Below are 19055 nucleotides of genomic sequence, written 5' to 3'. Positions count from 1 at the left end.
TCAGCCCTTCTGCTTGAGCGCGGTGATGTAGGACGGCTGACCGAACTGCGCATCCTGATCGAGCGTAGGCAGTCCGTACCGTTCCAGCAGACCGTTGGTCGGGACGGCCGAGGTGTCCCACCCGAGATCGACCAGGTGGGTCGCGGCGTCGGTGCGGTCACCCAGATAGACCAGCTCGCTGAAGTCGAGATCGAACCCGTGGTCGGCCCACTGATCCCGGACGGCCTGCATGCGCTCGCGGGCCTGCTCCTGGTCGATCTCGGCGATGCCCGGCACGGCCTCGGCGGCGATCCGGCTGCCGGGCGCGCTGTTCTCGGTGATGACCTCCAGCAGGCGGTCCTGCGCCTCCGGGGGCAGGTAGCCGAACAGGCCCTCGGCGATCCACGCGGTGGGGGCCGACGGGTCGAAACCGGCCGCGCGCAATGCGGCGACCCAGTCGTCGCGCAGATCGACGGCCACGGTGCGGCGGTCGGCGGTCGGCTCGGCGCCGAGATCGGCCAGGGTGCGGGTCTTGAACTCGATCACCTCGGGCTGGTCCACCTCGAACACCACGGTGCCGGCCGGCCAGGTGAGCCGGTAGGCGCGGGCGTCGAGACCGGCGGCCAGGATGACGGCCTGCCGGACACCGGCGCCCACGGCGTCGGCGTAGAAGTCGTCGAAGAAGCGGGTACGCGCGGCCATGCCGTTGGCGAACCGGGCGATGTTCATCTGCGGATCGTCGCCGAGCTCGGCCTCGCCGATCTGTCCGTCGACGAGTTTGGTGAAGAACTCCACGCCGACCGCGCGCACCAGGGGCGCGGCGAACGGGTCGTCGATCACGGGGGAAGGGGCCGCCGAGGCCATCGCGCGGGCCGCGGCCACCATGGTGGCGGTGGCGCCCACGCTGGAGGCCAGGTCCCAGGTATCTCCATCGGTGCGTGCCATGACCTTGCTCCTTGCAAATTTAATTAGGCGATGTAACGAACATGTTCGACTGTACGTGCCCAACCTGAGTACCCGCTGAGTGGCGCTGACCGCCCGGTGAGGGCAGCACTGTCGATAAGGGCAGTGCAGGGGACAGCTGTTACTCTCGTAGACTGTTTGACGCGCCCCTGATCCCGTGGTGAACCCGCTGGTAGGCGGCGCGAGACTTTAACCAGACGCTGGTACCACCCAGCCCCATCGGCACGCCGCGTACATGAAGCCGGCTGCGCAGGAGGAAGAGTGCTTTCGGCTTTCATCTCGTCGCTGCGGACTGCCGACCTTCGAAAGAAGATCCTTTTCACCCTCGGGTTGGTCGTGCTGTACCGCGTCGGCGCGGCGGTTCCGTCGCCCGGGGTCAACTACCCCAACGTGCAGCAGTGCATCGAGCAGGTCAGCGGCGGTGACTCGGCGCAGATCTACTCGCTGATCAACCTGTTCTCCGGTGGCGCGCTGCTGCAGTTGTCGATCTTCGCGGTCGGCGTCATGCCCTACATCACCGCCAGCATCATCGTGCAGCTGCTCACGGTGGTGATCCCACGCTTCGAACAGCTGCGTAAAGAAGGTCAGGCCGGCCAGGCCAAGATGACGCAGTACACCCGGTACCTGTCGATCGCCCTGGCGATCCTGCAGGCCACCAGCATCGTGGCGATGGCCGCCAACGGCGCCCTGCTGCAGGGCTGCTCGCTGGAGATCATCGACGACTCCTCGATCTGGGGCCTGGTCGTCATCGTGCTGGTCATGACCGCCGGTGCCGCGCTGGTCATGTGGATGGGTGAGCTGGTCACCGAGCGTGGCATCGGCAACGGCATGTCGCTGCTGATCTTCGCCGGCATCGCCGCCCGCATCCCGTCCGAGGGCAAGATGATCCTGGACGCCCGCGGCGGCCTGGTGTTCACCTTCGTCTGCATCGGCGCCCTGGCCATCCTGGTCGGCGTGGTGTTCGTCGAGCAGGGTCAGCGCCGCATCCCCGTGCAGTACGCCAAGCGCATGGTGGGCCGGCGCATGTACGGCGGCACCTCGACCTACCTGCCGCTGAAGGTCAACCAGGCCGGCGTCATCCCGGTGATCTTCGCGTCCTCGCTGATCTACATCCCGCAGCTGATCACCCAGCTCATCGACAGCGGCCGGGCCAACCCGGGCACCGGGTGGTGGAGTTCGTTCGTCGCCAACCACCTGTCCAACCCGACCAGCGTCACGCATATCGCGGTTTACTTCGGCCTGATCGTCTTCTTCACCTACTTCTATGTGTCGATCACGTTCAACCCCGAAGAGCGCGCCGACGAGATGAAGAAGTTCGGCGGTTTCATCCCCGGTATCCGCCCGGGCAAGCCGACCGCCGATTACCTGCGCTACGTGCTGAGCCGGATCACGCTGCCGGGCTCGATCTATCTGGGTGCCATCGCCGTGCTCCCCAATGTGTTCCTGCAGGCCGGCAGCGGCGGTGCCACCCTCCAGAACCTGCCGTTCGGCGGTGTCGCGGTGCTGATCATGATCGGCGTGGGTCTGGACACCGTGAAGCAGATCGAGAGCCAGCTGATGCAGCGCAACTACGAAGGCTTTTTGAAGTGAGAGAAGGGTTCTGCAAGTGAGAATTGTGTTGCTCGGTCCTCCCGGCGCCGGAAAAGGAACCCAGGCGGAGAAGCTCGCTGCGCAGCTCGGCATCCCGCAGATCTCCACCGGCGATCTGTTCCGCCACAACATCAGCAATGGCACGCCGCTCGGTGTGGAGGCAAAGAAGTACCTGGACGCCGGTGACCTGGTGCCGGCAACGCTGACCAACGCGCTCGTCGACGACCGCATCGACCACGACGACGCCGCCGCCGGCTTCATCCTCGACGGCTTCCCGCGGTCGGTGGAGCAGGCCGAGGCGCTCAAGGAGATGCTGGCCAAGCGCGGTCTGAAGCTCGACGCCGTCGTCGAGTTCCGCGTCCCCGAAGAGGAGCTGGTGTCGCGGCTGAAGGGCCGCGGCCGCGCCGATGACACCGAGGACGTCATCCGCAACCGCTTCAAGGTCTACCGTGACGAGACCGCGCCGCTGCTGGACTACTACGCCGACGAACTCAAGACCGTCGACGCCGTCGGCACGCTCGACGAGGTGTTCGCCCGGGCGCTGACCGCCCTGGGTAAGTAACTGCCGTGATCTCCGTTCCGGGTCTGCGACGCAAGGTCGTCCCCCGACGCAGCCCGGGTGAACTGGACGCCATGGCCGCGGCCGGCGCGCTGGTCGCGGCGGCGCTGCGGGCCGTGCAGCAGGCCGCCGCGCCCGGTGTCTCCACCGGTGAGCTGGACCGCATCGCCGAATCGGTGATCCGCGACGGCGGTGGGGTCCCGTCCTTCCTCGGTTACCACGGCTTCCCGGCCACGGTCTGCGCCTCGGTCAACGACCGGGTGGTGCACGGCATCCCGTCGGACACCGAAATCCTGGCCGACGGTGATCTGGTGTCCATCGACTGCGGTGCGATCCTCGACGACTGGCACGGTGACTCGGCGGTCACCTTCGGCGTCGGCACACTGATCGAGGCCGACGAGAGGCTGTCGGCGGCCACCCGCTTCTCCATGGAGGCCGGCATCGCGGCGATGGTCCCGGGCAACCGGTTGACCGACGTCTCGCACGCCATCGAGACCGGCACGCATGCCGCCGAGGCGCGCGATGACCGCAGGTACGGCATCGTGGCCGGCTACGGCGGGCACGCCATCGGTCGCGAGATGCACATGGACCCGTTCCTGCCCAATGAGGGATCACCCGGCCGCGGACCGTACCTGGAGGTCGGATCCGTGCTGGCGATCGAACCGATGCTGACCCTGGGCACCGCCAACACCAAGATCCTCGACGACGACTGGACCGTCGTCACCACCGACGGCTCCCGCGCCGCGCACTGGGAACACACCGTCGCCGTCACCGACGACGGACCGCGCATCCTGACGCTGTAGCGATCAGTCCTCGGCGTCGTCGAGCAGGGTGAGGGTTTCCCAGTTCTGTTGGGCCGCCGCGGCCGCCCCGTCTGCGTCTCCCCGCCGGCACAGCTCGATGATCCGCTCGTGCTGATCGATGGACTGGCGACCCGACAGTGACGAGAACCGCTGATACTCCAGTCTTCTCAGCACGGGCGTCACCGATTCGAGGGCCACTTCGATGGCGTGGTTCTGACTCGCCTGCACCGCGACATCGTGGAAACAGGCGTCGGCGCGCATCGCCGCGGCCGCGTCCCCGGCGGTGAGCGCCTCGGCGAACCGTTCATTGGCCGCGACCATGGCGGCGATGTCATCGCCGCTCATCAGCGGCACCGCGAGCCGGACGGCCAGCGCGTGCATCGCGGCCGCGACGGCCTGCGCATCGAGCGCGGCCTTGCGTTCGATGGTCGAGACGACGGTCGACCGGCCCGGCATCGTCTGTACCAGGCCGGCCGATTCCAGCCGGGCGATGGCCTCCCGGATCGGGGTGCGGCTGATCCCGAGCCAGCGCTCCAGCTCGGGATCCCGCAGCTTCTCCCCGGGTGCCAGCGTGCCGTTGACGATGGCGTCCCGCAGTGACAGGTAGGCCTGCTCACGCAGCAGCGACCTCTTGTGTTTGCCCTGTTCACCCGGTACCGGCATGCCAGCGATCCTATGCCGGGCGCCGCCGCTCACCGGTGTCGGCGGTGCCGCGGCCGTACCGGATCAGATCCGCCGCCTTCTCGCCGATCATGATGGTGGCCGCGTTGGTGTTGACCGACACGACCCTCGGCATGACCGAGGCGTCCGCCACCCGCAGACCTTCCAGCCCGTGCACCGCGAGGTCCGGGTCGACGACCGCGTCGGGACCGGTGCCCATCGCGGCGCTGCCCACCGGGTGGTAGTAGGTACCGGTGGCGCGGGCGAGGTGCTGCCGCAACGCCGCCTCATCGGTGACATCGGGGCCGGGCAGGATCTCACGGCCACGCCATCCATCGAAGGCGGTACTCGCCGCGAGCTCCCGCGCCACCGCCACCCCCTGCAGCATCCGCCGCACATCGGACTCCGCACCGAGATAGTTCGGATCGATCAGCGGCGGTGTCGCCGGATCGGGGCCCGCCAGCCGGATGCTGCCGCGCGCCGTGGGGACGACCGCGACGCCGATGGTGAAGCTGTTCGGCGGCGTCACCAGATGCGGCGGGTGAAACGGGACGTGGATGAACATCAACTGCATGTCCGGGCCGGGTAGCTCGGCGCTGCTGCGCCAGAGTAGGGACGTCTCGGCGTGATTGGACCTCCCGGCGGGAATCGGCTGTGCCGCTTCGTATACGACGCCGCACAGCGGGTGATCGTGCAGGTTGCGCCCGACGCCGGGTAGGTCGTGCCGGACCGTGACGCCGGCAGCTTCCAGCTCGGCGGCCGGACCGACGCCGGACAGCAGCAGCAGCCGCGGCGTGTCTACCGCGCCGGCACTGAGGATGACCTCCGCACGGGCGTAGCCGGTCACCGATCGTCCGTCGGTGACGAATTCGACACCGATGCACCGTGTTCCATCGAACAGCAGCCGCTGCGCGCGTGACGAGGTGGAGACGGTCAGGTTCGGGCGGTGCCGGACCGGGTGCAGGTAGGCGGCCGCGGTGCTCTGCCGGCTGCCGCCGGCGATCGAGAGGTCATGCCAGCCGGCGCCCTCGGGGCTGGCGCCGTTGAAGTCGTCGGTCAGCGGGAAGCCCGCCTGCACGGCGGCGTCGAGGAACAACTGCGACAACACGTTGGCCGACTCCCCGGCCACCGGCGCGGGCGTGAGGGGCCCGCCGGTTCCACGGTGGTACGTGTGGCCTCCCGGTACCGTCTCCATCCGTCGGAAGTAGGGCAGCACCGATTCGTGATCCCAACCGCGACAGCCGGATTCGGCCCAGTGGTCGAAGTCGGCGGGGTGGCCACGCAGAAAGACCATGGCGTTGATGCTGCTGCTGCCGCCGAGGGTGTTTCCGCGCGGCCAGTTGTGCGCCAGGCCCTGGGTGCCCGGTTGCGGCACCGTGGCATAGCTGTGGTCGACGGGGCTGCCCCACAACGTCGGCCACGCCGGCGGCTCGGCGATCGCGGGGTGGGTGTCGGGCGGTCCGGACTCCAGCAGTAGCACGGTGGTGCCGGGATCCTCGGTGAGTCGGGACGCGATGACGCAGCCCGCCGAACCGGCGCCGACCACGACATAGTCGTACTGGAACATGTCATGCCTTTCGTGTCGTAGAGGGGGTTCAGCGAGCCGTCGCGTCCGCGGCTGCGGTGATCAGATCGGCCACCGCGTCGGGGCGTGAGACCGTGACGGCGTGGGAGGCGTCGATCTCGACGTTGTGGGCGTCGGCGCGCTCGCCCATGAAGCGCATCGATGCGGCCGGGATGGCCAGATCCTGTGTGGTGATCAGGTTCCAGGACGGGATCTGTTTCCAGGCCGTCCTGGTGGCCGGATCGGCGAGCGCCGCCGCGGTGATGGGTCGTTGGGTGGCGGCCATCAGTGCGGCCACATCGGCGGGCACGTCGGCGGCGAAGACATCGGCGAACTCGTCCTGCTTGATGTAGAGCTCGTCGGCGTCGGCGCCATCGGGCAGGGGATAGGGCACCGTGTCCAGCGCTGGGCCGAGTTCGGCGCCGGGGAACTTCGCGGCCAGATCCGCCGTGCTCTCCCCGGTGTCGAGGATGAAGCTCGCGATGTAGACCAGCGCCGTGACGTCGGTGTCGCCGGCGGCGGCCTCGCTGATCACCGATCCGCCGTAGGAGTGCCCGGCGAGCACCACCGGTCCGTCCACGTAATCCAGGACGCTGCGCACGTACGCGGCATCGCCGGGTAGTCCGCGCAACGGATTGGCTGCGGCGATCACCGGATAGCCGGCGTCCTGGAGCCGATCGACGACGCCGTTCCAACTGGAGGAGTCGGCGAAGGCGCCGTGCACCAGGACCACGGTGGGGCGCGGCGGGCCCTCGGGCGGTTGCGCGGCGGCGCCGGTGCAGCCTGCGACGAGTGCTGTCGCCGCTGCCGCGGCGGTGAGGGAGATGATGCCGGCTCGGATGTTCATGGTGACCTCTCGGGGGATGGTTGAGAAATGCAATATATTGCATATCGCTTCGGGCCCCGATCTTGTTCCCGACGCCGAGCGGTCACGCGATTTGGCGCCGCACGCGGCCGGATCTCCTACGTTGAACTCGGCCACCATCCACGTCGTGTCACGGGGCGGAGGTTGGAGTGGACGATCCGGAGGCCGCGATGATGCGGGCGCTGTACGACGAGCACGCCGGACCACTGTGGCGCTATGCGCTGCGGTTGACCGGCGATGCTGCCCGCGCCGAGGACGTGGTGCAGGAGACGCTGGTCCGCGCGTGGAAACATCCGGAGGTCAGCGCCGATCCCGAGCGTTCCGCCCGCGCGTGGTTGTTCACCGTCGCCCGCAACATCGTCATCGACGAACGGCGCAGCGCGCGTGCTCGCCACGAAACCGGCACATCCGATCTGGAGGCCCTCGCCGATGATGCCGGCCCCGGCCGCGACGACGTGGACACCGCGTTGGACCGCATGTTGATCGGCACCGCGCTGGCCGGGCTGTCCCGCGATCACCGCGCCGTGATCCAGCGGGCTTACTACCAGGGCTGGAACACCGCGCAGATCGCCGCCGAACTCGGCATCGCCGAGGGCACCGTGAAATCCCGATTGCACTACGCGGTGCGTGCGTTGCGGCTCAATCTGCAGGAGATGGGGGTGACCCGATGACCGATTCCGCGGCGCCCCCCTCGGGTGCGGATGACCGCTACACCACCTGGGATGCCGGCTACGTGCTGGGCGCGCTGACTCCGAACGAACGGCGCGAGTTCGAGACACACCTTGAAGGCTGCCCTCGTTGCCGTGCCGCCGTCGGCGAGCTGACCGGTATCCCCGTCCTGCTGGCCATGCTGGATCCCGCCGATGTCGAATCGCTCGACGGCGAACCGCCGCTGCGGCCGGCGCTGCGCGAGGAGATGATCGCCCGGCTGCTGGTGCGGCGCCGCCGGTCGCGGTGGCTGACCGGCGCCGCGATCGGCCTGGCCGCGGTCCTGCTCGCCGTTGCGCTGGTGGTGGTCATCCGTCCGGAAACCCTTGGTCTGCAACAAGGTTCGTCACCGGTGACGATGATGGAGATGGGCAAGGTGTCCGAAACCCCGATCAACGCCAGCATCGCGCTGGCCGGCTACAGCTGGGGCACCCGCATCGACATGGCCTGCAGCTATGGCGACTGGGGCCGGCGCGATGCCCCGCCGCAGAACCTGGGCATGGTCGTCGTCGGCCGCGACGGCACCCGCAGCCAGGTCGCGACGTGGCTGGGCCTGTCCGGTGCCACCGCGCTGCCCAGCGGTAACACCCCGATACCGCATGGTGACATCGCCGCGGTGCAACTGGTTTCGGCCGATGACGGGACGGTGCTGCTGGAACGGCGCCTCTGACCCGCCGAGCAGACACAAAACTGCACATTTGCGGCCCCGATTGCGCAGTTTTGTGTCTGCTCGCGGTGAGAAGGTAAGAAAAGACATGCCCTTACATCCCGGCAAACGTGACCCGATCTCGCTGGCCCGCGACAACTGGGAGCGTGCCGGGTGGGGTGACGTCGCCGACGGGATGGTCGCCGTGACCTCGGTGATGCGGGCCCATCAGATTCTGCTGGCCCGTGTCGAGACCGCGCTGCGCCCCTACGACCTGAGCTTCTCGCGGTTCGAGTTGCTGCGCCTGTTGGCCTTCAGCAGCCACGGGGAGCTGCCCATCACCAAGGCCTCCGACCGGCTGCAGGTCCACGTCACCAGCGTCACGCACGCGATCCGGCGGCTGGAGAGCGACGGTCTGGTCGAGCGGTTGCCGCACCCGACCGACGGCCGCACCACGTTGGTGCGGTTGACCGATCTCGGCCGGTCGACCGTCGAGGACGCCACCGAGACGCTCAACAAGGACGTGTTCGCCGATATCGGCATCTCCGACAGCGAGTCCCGCGCGCTGGCCGCCGCGATCGAGACGCTGCGCAGGCACTCCGGGGACTTCTGACGCCCGCGGTCAGGCCGTGGTGTCGGCGCAATTGGGCAGCGGAATACTCGCGGTGACCGTGGTTCCCGACCCCGGCCGGGACCGGATGTGCAGCCGCCCACCCACGATCTCGGCGCGTTCGGCCATCGACAGCAGGCCGTACCCACCCATGTCGTCGCCGCCCAGCGGGTGTTCCAGAGTGTCGAAACCTATTCCGTCGTCGGTGATTTCGAGCCGCGCCGCCTCAGCGGTGGTGCTGAAGGTGAGCTTGGCCCGGGTGGCCTGGGCGTGTTTGACGACGTTCTGCAGGCATTCCTGGGCGATCCGGTACAACGCCAGTTCGATGTGGTCGGGCAACCGCTGCTCGGCCAGCTCGACCTCCAGGTCCAGCTGCGGGATGGAGCGGGCCAGGCTGGCCAGCCCGCCGGCCAACCCGAGATCGTCGAGCACCGGCGGACGTAACCCGCTGATCGCGGCGCGGGCCTCCTGCAGCGTCAGGTCCACGAGCTCGCGTGCCTTGCCCAGCTGATCACCGGCGGCCGCGGGATCGGCGGCCACCGCCCGGCTGGCCGCGTCCAGCCAGTAGGACAGCGTGACCAACCGTTGCGAGATGCCGTCGTGGATATCGCCTGCCAGTCGGCGGCGCTCCAGCTCCTGCGCCTCGATGACCTGCTCGACGAAGTTCTCGTGCGCCCGCTCGCGCGCCACCAGCTGCCGGTGCAGCCGGGCCTGGTGCAGCGCCCCGGCGATCAGCCGCCCGATCACCAGCAGCAGTTCCACATCGCGGTCGGTGAACTCGCGACGGCGCACCGTGTGCACGTTGAGCACCCCGACCAGCCCGCCGGGATCGGTCTGCATCGGCACCGACACCATCGAGGTGAAATCCGATCCGCGCAGCGACTCGAACGGCAGATACCGGGGATCGGACTCCTTGTCGTGTTCGATGACGACCGGCTCGCGGTTGCTGGCGACCCAGCCGGAGATGCCCTGCCCCAGCGGCAGCCGGATCTTGCCGACCTGACTGTCGAAGGGCGGCGTCGCCCCGGTCAGCGTCAGCGACCGTTCGGTGTCGTCGAGCACGTGCACGAAACACACGTCGGTGGCGGTGGCATCGGTGATCATCCGGGCGGCCGCCGCGGCCAGCGGCTCCACACCGGGCCCCCGGGAGGTCGCCTCGATCAGCTCACGCAACAGCGCCAGTTCGCGGTCGGCGGTCAACACCGTGCGGTGGGTGGGGGCCGAGCGTCCCGGGGGATCTGCGGTGCCGGTCACTGGTAGATGCCCTCGCGCAGCGCAGTGGCCACCGCGCCGGTGCGGTCGCTGACGCCGAGCTTGCGGTAGATGGAGCTCAGGTGGGTCTTGACCGTCTCATCACCGATCACCAGCTTGGTGGCGATACCACGGTTGGACAGCCCGCTGACCACGTAGGACAGGATCTCGCTCTCCCGCTGGGTCAGGCCCTGCCGGGCGCCGGGCCAGAACTCGTCGCGCTGCAACCGGGCCGCGGTATCGGCCGCGCGCGCGGCCATCCCCGGGTCGATCGCGGTCTGGCCTCGGTGGGCCAGTTCCAGCTGGCGGACCAGTTCGTCGCTGCTGATGCTCTTGAGCAGGTAGCCCGAGGCGCCCACCCGCAGCGCCTGGAACAGGTACTGCTCATCCTCGTAGACCGACAGCATGACGACCTTGCGGTCGGGATCGCGTTCCCGCAGCGCCAGGCACAGGTCCAGCCCGGACAGGCCCTGCATTCGCACATCGCACAGCACGATGTCGGGATCGAGGTCGGCGACGACGTCGAGGGCGCGCTCGGCGCCGACGGCCTGGCCGACCACCTCGACCCGGTCCGCGAACGCGGTGAGCATCACCTTGAGACCCTCGATGACCATCTCGTGGTCGTCGACCAGCACAAGGCGCATCGGTTCCGACGGCGCCATGGCGTCAACCATAGAGCCGCCGGAGGACGCCACGGCCCAACTTGGCCTGCCCAATCCCCCTTCCGGGGGACGCGCCGCGAATGTGAGCTGGGCCACTCTTGTCCGGTGACCGCGACAGACGAGAAGACCGGGTGTACCGAGCCGAGCGCAGCGACGGCCCAGTACTGGTTCCCTGACACCGATCCGCTGCGTGCGGTGATCTTCGACCTCGACGCGCTGGCCGACCTGCGCTTCGACGGCTACCGCGCGGTGTTCAACGCCGCCTTCGCCGCGCTGAACCTGCCGCTGCACTGGAGTGAACAGCGGTACCGCCGCCTGCTGGCACTGCCGGACGAGCGGCTGCGGGTGGCCGCCGAACTGCGCAAGCACTGTGTCGGCACCGAATGCGATGTGCTGGTCGAGTTGCTGGTCGACGAGATCTGCGCGACCAAGGACATGATGTTCGACGAGATGATCCTGGACGCCGGACTGCCGCCGCGCGCCGGTCTTGCCGACCTGGTGACCGACGCCTTCGTCGCCGACGTGCCGATCAGCGTCGTCACCGACGGGCGGCGACGGTGGGCCCAGCCACTGGTGCATCAACTCGTCGGGGCCGGACTGGTGGAGGCGGTGGTGACCGCCGACGATATCGGGGTGCCGCTCACCGGGCCCGCCCTGTTCCGGCACGCGCTGGCCGAGTTGGGCGTCGCACCGCACGAGGTGCTGGCCGTGGTCGGGTCGGCGCGCGGTCTGCGTGCCGCCAACGCCGTCGGCCTGGCCACCGTCCTCATCGACGCCGATGCCGAACAGTCCGGCCCGCGTCCGGCGGCGGCGGTGCGCACCGATTACGCCGGCCCCACCGATGCGTTGCGATTGTCGCAGTGCCGGCGGCTGCACACCCAGTGGTGGGATGCGCACACCCCGGGTACGGCGCCGCGCAGCGGCGAATCGTCGGCCGCGTGAGCGCTACCCCTGGCGCAGCTGCTCGATGATGGCGCTGAAATCCTTGCCGGCGTGTTCCTTGGCGAAGTCGGCGTAGATCTGGGCGGCGTGGCTGCCCAGCGGTGCGTTCGATCCGGTGGATTCGACCGCGGCCATCGCCAGACCGAGGTCCTTGTTCATCAGCGCGGTCGCGAAGCCGGGCTTGAAATCGTTGTTGGCCGGTGAGGTCGGAACCGGCCCGGGCACCGGGCAATTGGTGCTCACGGCCCAGCAGTTCCCGGTCGCCCCGGTGATCACGTCGAACAGCTTCTGCTTGTCCAGTCCGAGCTTCTCGGCCAGCACGAACGCCTCGCCGATGGCGATCTGCTGCACCGCCAGCACCATGTTGTTGCACACCTTCGCGGCCTGCCCGGCGCCGGCGCCGCCGCAGTGGATGATCTTGCCCGCCATCGGATTCAGGACGGGTTGCGCCGTGGCGAAGGCGTCCTCCTCGCCGCCCACCATGAAGGCCAGCGTGCCCGCCGCCGCACCCTTGATACCGCCGGAAACCGGGGCGTCGAGCTGGGCGAACCCGGCATCGAGCGCCCGGCGGTGGATTTCGCGGGCGTCGTCGACCGAGATCGTCGAGGTGTCGATGAACAGCGCACCGGACTTCGCGGCCGGGAGTACCTCGGCGTAGACGGCCTTGACGATGTCGCCGTTGGGCAGCGAGGTGATCACCACATCGGCCTCGGCGACGGCTGCCGCTCCGGTGTCGAAGGTGGTGATGCCGTTGGCCGCTGCGGCATCGCGCAGGTCGGCGACCGGGTCGAAACCGTGCACGGTGTGTCCACCGGTCACCAGGTTGGCGGCCATCGGTCCGCCCATGTTGCCCAGCCCCAGGAAAGCGACGGTGCTCATCTTCAGTGCCTCACCCTTTCTAACCGGCGGCCCGGGCCCGCGCGGCTTCCGCCCGGCCGATGACCACCCGCATGATTTCGTTGGTGCCCTCCAGGATTCGGTGTACCCGCAGATCCCGGACGATCTTCTCCAGCCCGTACTCCTTGAGATAGCCGTAACCGCCGTGCAGCTGCAGGGCGGAATCGGCCACCTCGAAACACGAGTCGGTGACGTAACGCTTGGCCATCGCGCACAGCTCGACCTTGTTCGGGGCGCCGGCGTCGAGCGCGGATGCCGCCCGCCACAACATGATCCGTGACGTCTCCAGGGCGGTGGCCATATCGGCCAGGGCGAACCGGATGGTGGGCTCGTCGATCAGCGCGCCACCGAAGGCCTGCCGGTCACGCACGTAGCCGGCCGCCTTCTCGTGCGCGGTACGCGCGCCGCCCAGCGAGCAGGCCGCGATGTTGATGCGGCCCCCGTTGAGCCCGTTCATCGCGATGCCGAAGCCGGCGCCCTCACCTTCGGGCCCGCCGAGCAGCGCGTCGGCCGGAACCCGCACCTGCTCCATGATGACCTGCGCGGTGGGTTGGGTGTTCCAGCCCATCTTGGCTTCGTTGGCGCCGAAACTCAGTCCCGGCGTGCCCTTCTCGACGAGGAAAGCCGAGATGCCCTTCGGTCCCTCGGCGCCGGTGCGCGCCATGATCAGGTAGATGTCGGACACCCCGGCACCGGAGATGAACTGCTTGACGCCGTCGAGCACCCACTCGTCGCCGTCGCGCACCGCCTTGGTGCGCAACGCCGAGGCGTCCGAACCGGCGCCCGGCTCGGTCAGGCAGTAGCTGGCGATGGTCTCCATGGTGGCGAGCTTGGGCACCCAGGTCTTGCGTTGTTCCCGGTTGCCGTAGGTGTCCACCATCCACGCGCACATGTTGTGGATGGAGATGAACGAGGCCAGCGCCGGGTCGGCGGCCGCCAGTTCCTCGAAGATCCGTACGGCGTCGATGCGACGCAGCCCGCTGCCGCCGACATCCTCGCCGCAGTAGATCGCCGCCATGCCCAGCTCGGCGGCCTCGCGCAGCACATCGGTGGGGAAGTGCTTGGTCTCGTCCCATTCCAGGGCAAGGGGGGCAAGACGTTTGGCGGCGAACGCGGACGCCGTCTCGGCGATCACGCGTTCGTCGTCGTCGAGTTCGAACATGGCGGCGCTACTGCATCGTCGGGATGACGAACTCGGCGCCATCCTTGATGCCCGACGGCCAGCGCTCGGTGACCGTCTTGACCTTCGTGTAGAACTGGATCGACGCCGGGCCGTGCTGGTTGAGATCGCCGAATCCCGAACGCTTCCAGCCGCCGAAGGTGTGATACGCCACCGGCACCGGGATCGGCACGTTGACGCCCACCATGCCGACCTGCACGCGGGAGACGAAATCACGGGCGGCGTCACCATCGCGGGTGAAGATCGCGACACCGTTGCCGTACTCGTGCTTGGTCGGCAGGCTCAGCGCCTCTTCGTAATCGGCGGCGCGCACGATGCACAGCACCGGTCCGAAGATCTCGTCGGTGTAGATCGACATGTCGGTGGTGACATGGTCGAACAGGGTGGGGCCGATGAAGAACCCCTTCGACAGGTCCTGATCGTCGAAGCTCAACTCGTCGGTGGCGCGCTCGCGGCCGTCGACCACCAGCTCGGCCCCGGCCTCCACGCCCTGGCCGATGTAGTCGCGCACCCGCTCCAGCGCCGCGCCGGTGACCAGTGGCCCGTAATCGGCCTTGGGGTCCAGGCTGTGGCCCACCCGCAGCTGGTTGACGCGTTCCACCAGTCGATTTCGGAGCCTGTTGGCAGTTTCCTCGCCGACCGGGACCGCCACGCTGATGGCCATGCAGCGCTCACCGGCGCTGCCGTAGCCGGCGCCGATCAGGGCGTCGACGGCCTGGTCGAGGTCGGCGTCGGGCATCACGATCATGTGGTTCTTGGCGCCGCCGAAGCACTGGCTGCGCTTCCCGTTGGCCGCGGCCGTGGAGTAGATGTACTGCGCGATATCCGAGGAGCCGACGAAGCCGACGGCCTGGATGTCGGGGTGGGTCAGGATGGCGTCGACGGCCTCCTTGTCGCCGTGCACGACCTGGAACACGCCTGCGGGCAGTCCGGCTTCGAGGAACAGCTCGGCCAGGCGCACCGGCACCGAGGGGTCACGCTCGGAGGGCTTGAGGATGAAGGCGTTACCGCAGGCCAGCGCGGGGCCGGCCTTCCACAGCGGGATCATGGCGGGGAAGTTGAACGGGGTGATCCCGGCGACGACGCCGAGCGGCTGGCGGATGGAGTAGACGTCGATACCGCCACCGGCGCCCTCGGTGAACTCGCCCTTGAGCAGATGCGGGATGCCGATCGCGAATTCGATGACCTCGATACCGCGCTGGATGTCGCCCTTGGAATCGGCGACGGTCTTGCCGTGCTCCAGGGATAACAATTCGGCCAGTTCGTCGACGTTGGCGTTGACCAGTTCGATGAACTTCATCATCACCCGCGCGCGACGCTGCGGGTTCCAGGCGGCCCATTCGCGTTGGGCCTGCACGGCCGAGGCGACCGCGGTGTCCACATCGGCCTTGCTGGCCAGCAGGACCTGTGCCTGGACCTCGCCGGTGCTGGGGTTGAGCACATCGGCGGTGCGGGTGGAGGCGAGGTCGCTGCGCTTACCGTCGATGAAATGCTGAATCTGAGAGGTCATGACATCCGTCCAGAGATTGCGATGTGATCCGAGATACTTGCATATCCTAGTAATAGTGCCGGGGTCGGCGCAAGGGCGTGTCGTTTCCCGACGCCGTCAGTGCAGCTGGGCGCGCAACCGCTCGACGAACGCCTGGGTGTCCTCCCACGTCGGCAGCAGCCCGTCGGCCAGTGCCTGCGCCAGGGTCGGGGCGCCCGCGTCCCGCTCGGACAGGATCAGCCGATGCTCCAGCGGCCAGTCGATCCCCAGCGAGGTCGGCGAGATGGTGAATTCCCGCTGCGGCGCGTAACCCGCCGAGCACAGGTACATCACCGTCGAATCATCTTCCAGCGCAAGGAAAGCGTGGCCCAGACCCTCGGAGAGGTAGACCGAGCGACGCTGCCGGTCGTCGAGCAGCACGCCGTCCCAGTGCCCGAAGGTGGGGGAGCCGACCCGGATGTCGACGACGACGTCGTAGACCGCGCCGCGCAGGCAGGTCACATACTTGGCCTGGCTCGGGGGCAGTTGGGCGAAGTGCACCCCGCGCAGCACCCCGGCCGCCGACACCGAGCAGTTGGCCTGATGCATCTCGAACCGGTGCCCGGTCATCTCGATGAACGACCGGTCGGTGAACCACTCGAAGAACGCCCCGCGGCCATCGGTGTGCACCGTCGGGGTGATCTCCCAGGCCCCGGGCACCGCCAGTTCCCGGGCCGTCACTGCCCACGCTCGGCGTATCGGGCTTCCACGTCGGCTTTCAAGGGGCCCCACCATGATTCGTTGTCGCGATACCAGTCGATCGTGGCGCGCAGGCCGGCCTCGAAATCGGTGTGCGCCGGCGCCCAGCCCAACTCGTCGCGCAGGGGGGCGGCGTCGATCGCGTACCGCAAATCGTGGCCCGCCCGGTCGGTGACGTGGTCGAAATCGTCGGCATCGTGATCCATCAGCCTCAGCAGGGTGCGCAGCACGGACAGGTTGTCGCTTTCGCCGTCGGCGCCGATCAGGTAGGTCCGTCCGGGTTCGCCGTCGGCCAGGATGCGCCATACCGCCGCGTTGTGATCATCGACATGGATCCAGTCGCGCACGTTGGCGCCGGTGCCGTACAGCTTGGCCCGCCGCCCGGTCAGGATGTTGGTGATCTGGCGGGGGATGAACTTCTCCACGTGCTGATACGGCCCATAGTTGTTGGAGCAGTTGGAGATCGTGGCGCGCACACCGTAGGAGCGCACCCACGCCCGCACCAGCAGATCGGCCGCGGCCTTGGTCGACGAATACGGACTCGACGGGTTGTACGGGGTGGCCGCGGTGAACCGCTGATCCCCGTCGAGCGGCAGATCTCCGTACACCTCGTCGGTGGACACGTGGTGCAGGCGGGTGCCGTGCCGGCGGACCGCCTCCAGCAGGGTGAAAGTGCCCACGACATTGGACTGCACGAAGGGCGTCGGATCGGCCAACCCGTTGTCGACATGGGTTTCCGCAGCGAAGTGCACCACCGCATCGGTCTGCGCGACCAGGTCCGTGACGAGCGCGGCGTCGGTGACGTCGCCCTCCACCACCCGGATGCGATCGGCGACCGGTGCCAGCGATTCCCGGCTGCCCGCATAGGTGAGCGCGTCCAGCACGGTGATCTCGGTGTCGGGGTGCTCGCGCAGCGTGAGGTGGACGAAGTTGGCTCCGATGAACCCGGCGCCACCGGTGACCAGCAACCGCATGGGAGACAACTCTAGACGGGCGGCACCGGCCGCTGAGCGTCGGCGTTTGCACGCCCGGGCGGCGTGTCGACTGCGGCAGGATCTACCTGACTTCAGCCGGGACGCCGCGCACGCCACGAGACGGAAGCCGTGTAGGTAAAGAGGCGCGATCACCTACACAGCTTCAGTGTTCGGACGGTCCGCGCCGCGACACTGAAATCACGTCGCCCGCGGTCGGCGGTTACTTGAGCCCGAGCGGTCCGGCCAGTTCGGTCAGCGCCGGAACCAGCTTGTCCCACCCCCCGAGCACCTGGATGGTGACGTGGTCGGCCCCGGCGTCCAGATGCTGATTCAGCCGCGCCGCAATGGCCTCGGCACCGCCGTGGGCGACCACCGCGTCGATCAACCGGTCGCTGCCGGGCTTGGCGATGTCCTCCTCGGTGAAGCCGAGCCGGCGCCAGTTGTTCAGGTAGTTGCTCAGATTCAGGTAGAAGTCCACCGAGCCGCGGCCCACCTCCCGCGCCTCGTCGACATCGGTGCTCAGCACCACCTTGTGCTCCGGTGCCAGAAACACCGTGTTGCCCACCAGGTTTCGGGCCTGCCCGGTGTGCTCGGGGGTGGTCAGGTAGGGGTGCGCGCCCGCGCTGCGCTGGGCGGCCAGCTTGAGCACCTTCGGGCCCAGCGCCGCGATGACCCGCCGGCTGGTGGGCACGTGCGCGGCGTCCAGCGCGTCGAGGTACTCGACCAGCACGTCGTAGGGCTTGCGGTACTCCTCGGTGTGCTCGGGGTGGCCGATGCCGACACCGAGCAGGAAGCGGCCCGGGTGGGCCTCCTCCACCCGGTGGTACGCCGCGGCCACCTCGGCGGCGTCGGCCTGCCAGACGTTGACGATGCCGGTGGCGATCTGCAGGTTCTCGGTCGCCTCCAGCAGCGGCTCGACATAGTTCAGGTCACCCTTGGGTGACCCGCCGATCCACACTGCGCCGTAGCCCAGCTTCTCGATCTCGACGACCTGATCCGGCTTCGGGACGCCGAAGGTCCACACCCCGTAGCGGCCGAGGTCGGGCTTGAGGTTCACGGCGTCAGTCATGGCGGTTTCCGTCCTTTTCGTATCAGTGCAGGCCCAGCTGCCCGGCCAGCTCGGTGAGCGCGGGCAGCAGCGTGTCTGTACCCGTCAGCACCTGAACCGGAACATGATCGGCACCGGCGGCCAGATGTTCGCGCAGGCGCGCGGCGATGGCCTCGGTGCTGCCGTGCGCGACGACGGCGTCGACGAGCGCGTCGCTTCCTGGTTTGGCGACATCGGCGTCGGTGAAGCCGAGCCGGCGCCAGTTGTTCAGGTAGTTCGCCAGGTCCAGGTAGACCGCCAGCGCCTTGCGGCCGACCTCGCGGGCCCGTTCGGCATCGGTGGTCAGCACCACCTTGTGCTCGGGCGCCAGGAAGGCGTCCGGTCCGATCAACTCGCGCGCGGAAGCGGTGTGCTCGGGCGTGGTCAGATACGGGTGCGCGCCGGCACTGCGCCGCGCCGACAGCTTGAGCACCTGCGGACCCAGCGCCGCCACCACGACACGGTTCGACGGCACACCGTGCTGATCGAGGGAGTCCAGGTACTCGTTCAGAGCGTCGTAGGGCTTCTTGTACTCGGTGTGCGCCTCGGGATGCCCGACCCCGATGCCGAGCAGAAACCGTCCCGGATAGGCCTTCTCGATGCGGTGGAAGGACGCGGCGACCGGCCCGGGGGCGGCGGTCCAGATGTTGACGATGCCGGTGGCGAGCTGCAGCGTGTCGGTGGCGCCCAGGATCGGGTCGACCCATTCGAGTTCGGCCGGCGGTGAGCCGCCCGCCCAGATCGCGCCGTAGCCGAGGGCCTCGATATCGCTGAGCTGCTGCGTCGAGAGCTGCTGCCACTGCGCGTAGTGGCCGAAGACACCGAACCGGCCCAGATCGGGTTTGGTCATGGTCGGGTCAACCTCGCGGCCGGTGACGGCTATTCCGC

20 protein-coding genes are annotated in these 19055 nt (G+C 68.5%); 7 read left to right on the top strand and 13 right to left on the bottom strand.

Annotated elements, in window-relative coordinates; all coding sequences use genetic code 11:
- A complete protein-coding gene (locus tag ACWDUN_RS17460) occupies nucleotides 1–924 on the bottom strand; it encodes a class I SAM-dependent methyltransferase (protein WP_449930780.1) in 924 nt (307 codons plus the stop codon).
- A 279-nt stretch (nucleotides 925–1203) separates the two neighbouring features.
- Between ACWDUN_RS17460 and secY the strand changes: the two genes are divergently transcribed.
- From secY to map, 3 genes are read left to right on the top strand one after another with little or no spacing between them, the layout of a single operon-like run.
- Nucleotides 1204–2532 (top strand): preprotein translocase subunit SecY, encoded by a 1329-nt coding sequence (secY, locus tag ACWDUN_RS17455; protein ID WP_449930779.1) that lies wholly within the window; start codon nucleotides 1204–1206, stop codon nucleotides 2530–2532.
- Nucleotides 2533–2548: 16 nt separating this feature from the next.
- Nucleotides 2549–3094: an adenylate kinase gene (locus tag ACWDUN_RS17450; protein ID WP_449930777.1), complete on the top strand. Its 546-nt coding sequence runs from the start codon at nucleotides 2549–2551 to the stop codon at nucleotides 3092–3094.
- 5 nt (nucleotides 3095–3099) lie between these two features.
- Complete coding sequence (map, locus tag ACWDUN_RS17445) at nucleotides 3100–3894, top strand: type I methionyl aminopeptidase (protein ID WP_449930775.1); 795 nt, start codon at nucleotides 3100–3102, stop codon at nucleotides 3892–3894.
- Nucleotides 3895–3897: 3 nt separating this feature from the next.
- Here the strand turns inward: map and ACWDUN_RS17440 are convergent, their stop codons facing one another.
- Genes ACWDUN_RS17440 through ACWDUN_RS17430 form a run of 3 tightly spaced genes read right to left on the bottom strand, consistent with a single transcriptional unit; the run spans nucleotide 3898 to nucleotide 6965 of the window.
- Nucleotides 3898–4557 (bottom strand): GntR family transcriptional regulator, encoded by a 660-nt coding sequence (locus tag ACWDUN_RS17440; RefSeq protein ID WP_449930773.1) that lies wholly within the window; start codon nucleotides 4555–4557, stop codon nucleotides 3898–3900.
- 10 nt (nucleotides 4558–4567) lie between these two features.
- The gene (locus tag ACWDUN_RS17435; protein ID WP_449930771.1) at nucleotides 4568–6121 is read right to left on the bottom strand and encodes a GMC family oxidoreductase; all 1554 of its coding nucleotides are present in this window, start codon (nucleotides 6119–6121) and stop codon (nucleotides 4568–4570) included.
- 28 nt (nucleotides 6122–6149) lie between these two features.
- Nucleotides 6150–6965 (bottom strand): alpha/beta fold hydrolase, encoded by an 816-nt coding sequence (locus ACWDUN_RS17430; RefSeq protein WP_449930769.1) that lies wholly within the window; start codon nucleotides 6963–6965, stop codon nucleotides 6150–6152.
- A 167-nt stretch (nucleotides 6966–7132) separates the two neighbouring features.
- On the opposite strand from ACWDUN_RS17430, the gene ACWDUN_RS17425 reads away from it, so the two are divergent.
- From ACWDUN_RS17425 to ACWDUN_RS17415, 3 genes are all read left to right on the top strand, one after another.
- On the top strand, nucleotides 7133–7654 hold the full coding sequence (locus tag ACWDUN_RS17425) for a sigma-70 family RNA polymerase sigma factor (protein ID WP_449930767.1): 522 nt from the start codon (nucleotides 7133–7135) through the stop codon (nucleotides 7652–7654).
- A complete protein-coding gene (locus ACWDUN_RS17420; protein WP_449930765.1) occupies nucleotides 7651–8361 on the top strand; it encodes an anti-sigma factor family protein in 711 nt (236 codons plus the stop codon). The genes ACWDUN_RS17425 and ACWDUN_RS17420 overlap by 4 nt, the downstream gene beginning before the upstream one ends.
- An 85-nt stretch (nucleotides 8362–8446) precedes the next feature.
- Nucleotides 8447–8950: a MarR family winged helix-turn-helix transcriptional regulator gene (locus ACWDUN_RS17415; protein WP_449930763.1), complete on the top strand. Its 504-nt coding sequence runs from the start codon at nucleotides 8447–8449 to the stop codon at nucleotides 8948–8950.
- Nucleotides 8951–8959: 9 nt separating this feature from the next.
- Here ACWDUN_RS17415 and ACWDUN_RS17410 read toward each other — a convergent pair whose 3' ends face one another.
- Both ACWDUN_RS17410 and ACWDUN_RS17405 read right to left on the bottom strand, forming a co-directional pair.
- A complete protein-coding gene (locus tag ACWDUN_RS17410) occupies nucleotides 8960–10201 on the bottom strand; it encodes a GAF domain-containing sensor histidine kinase (RefSeq protein WP_449930761.1) in 1242 nt (413 codons plus the stop codon).
- Nucleotides 10198–10860 carry a response regulator gene (locus tag ACWDUN_RS17405; RefSeq protein ID WP_449930759.1) on the bottom strand — a complete coding sequence of 221 codons (663 nt, stop codon included), beginning with the start codon at nucleotides 10858–10860 and terminating at the stop codon, nucleotides 10198–10200. Before ACWDUN_RS17405 ends, ACWDUN_RS17410 begins: the two co-directional genes overlap by 4 nt.
- A 105-nt stretch (nucleotides 10861–10965) precedes the next feature.
- Here ACWDUN_RS17405 and ACWDUN_RS17400 point away from each other — a divergent pair, with 105 nt between their 5' ends.
- The gene (locus ACWDUN_RS17400; protein ID WP_449930757.1) at nucleotides 10966–11802 is read left to right on the top strand and encodes an HAD family hydrolase; all 837 of its coding nucleotides are present in this window, start codon (nucleotides 10966–10968) and stop codon (nucleotides 11800–11802) included.
- 3 nt (nucleotides 11803–11805) lie between these two features.
- Here ACWDUN_RS17400 and mmsB read toward each other — a convergent pair whose 3' ends face one another.
- The 7 genes from mmsB to ACWDUN_RS17365 all read right to left on the bottom strand — a co-directional run bounded on the left by mmsB (nucleotide 11806) and on the right by ACWDUN_RS17365 (nucleotide 19017).
- Nucleotides 11806–12795, bottom strand: coding sequence for a 3-hydroxyisobutyrate dehydrogenase (mmsB, locus tag ACWDUN_RS17395; protein WP_449931143.1), 990 nt, complete (start codon nucleotides 12793–12795; stop codon nucleotides 11806–11808).
- Nucleotides 12701–13861 carry an acyl-CoA dehydrogenase family protein gene (locus ACWDUN_RS17390; protein WP_449930755.1) on the bottom strand — a complete coding sequence of 387 codons (1161 nt, stop codon included), beginning with the start codon at nucleotides 13859–13861 and terminating at the stop codon, nucleotides 12701–12703. The genes mmsB and ACWDUN_RS17390 overlap by 95 nt, the downstream gene beginning before the upstream one ends.
- Before the next feature lie 7 nt (nucleotides 13862–13868).
- Nucleotides 13869–15389 carry a CoA-acylating methylmalonate-semialdehyde dehydrogenase gene (locus tag ACWDUN_RS17385; protein ID WP_449930753.1) on the bottom strand — a complete coding sequence of 507 codons (1521 nt, stop codon included), beginning with the start codon at nucleotides 15387–15389 and terminating at the stop codon, nucleotides 13869–13871.
- A 96-nt stretch (nucleotides 15390–15485) separates the two neighbouring features.
- Nucleotides 15486–16088, bottom strand: coding sequence for a dTDP-4-dehydrorhamnose 3,5-epimerase family protein (locus ACWDUN_RS17380; RefSeq protein ID WP_449930751.1), 603 nt, complete (start codon nucleotides 16086–16088; stop codon nucleotides 15486–15488).
- On the bottom strand, nucleotides 16085–17080 hold the full coding sequence (gene rfbB, locus ACWDUN_RS17375) for a dTDP-glucose 4,6-dehydratase (RefSeq protein ID WP_449930749.1): 996 nt from the start codon (nucleotides 17078–17080) through the stop codon (nucleotides 16085–16087). Before rfbB ends, ACWDUN_RS17380 begins: the two co-directional genes overlap by 4 nt.
- A 220-nt stretch (nucleotides 17081–17300) precedes the next feature.
- Nucleotides 17301–18149 carry an LLM class F420-dependent oxidoreductase gene (locus ACWDUN_RS17370; protein ID WP_449930747.1) on the bottom strand — a complete coding sequence of 283 codons (849 nt, stop codon included), beginning with the start codon at nucleotides 18147–18149 and terminating at the stop codon, nucleotides 17301–17303.
- Between the two features lie 22 nt (nucleotides 18150–18171).
- The gene (locus ACWDUN_RS17365) at nucleotides 18172–19017 is read right to left on the bottom strand and encodes an LLM class F420-dependent oxidoreductase (protein ID WP_449930746.1); all 846 of its coding nucleotides are present in this window, start codon (nucleotides 19015–19017) and stop codon (nucleotides 18172–18174) included.
- Between the last annotated feature and the right edge of the window lie 38 nt (nucleotides 19018–19055).

Source organism: Mycobacterium sp. NPDC003323 (assembly GCF_053589535.1).
Note: the sequence above shows the minus strand (reverse complement) of the source record. Positions and strands in the feature narration are given on the sequence as shown.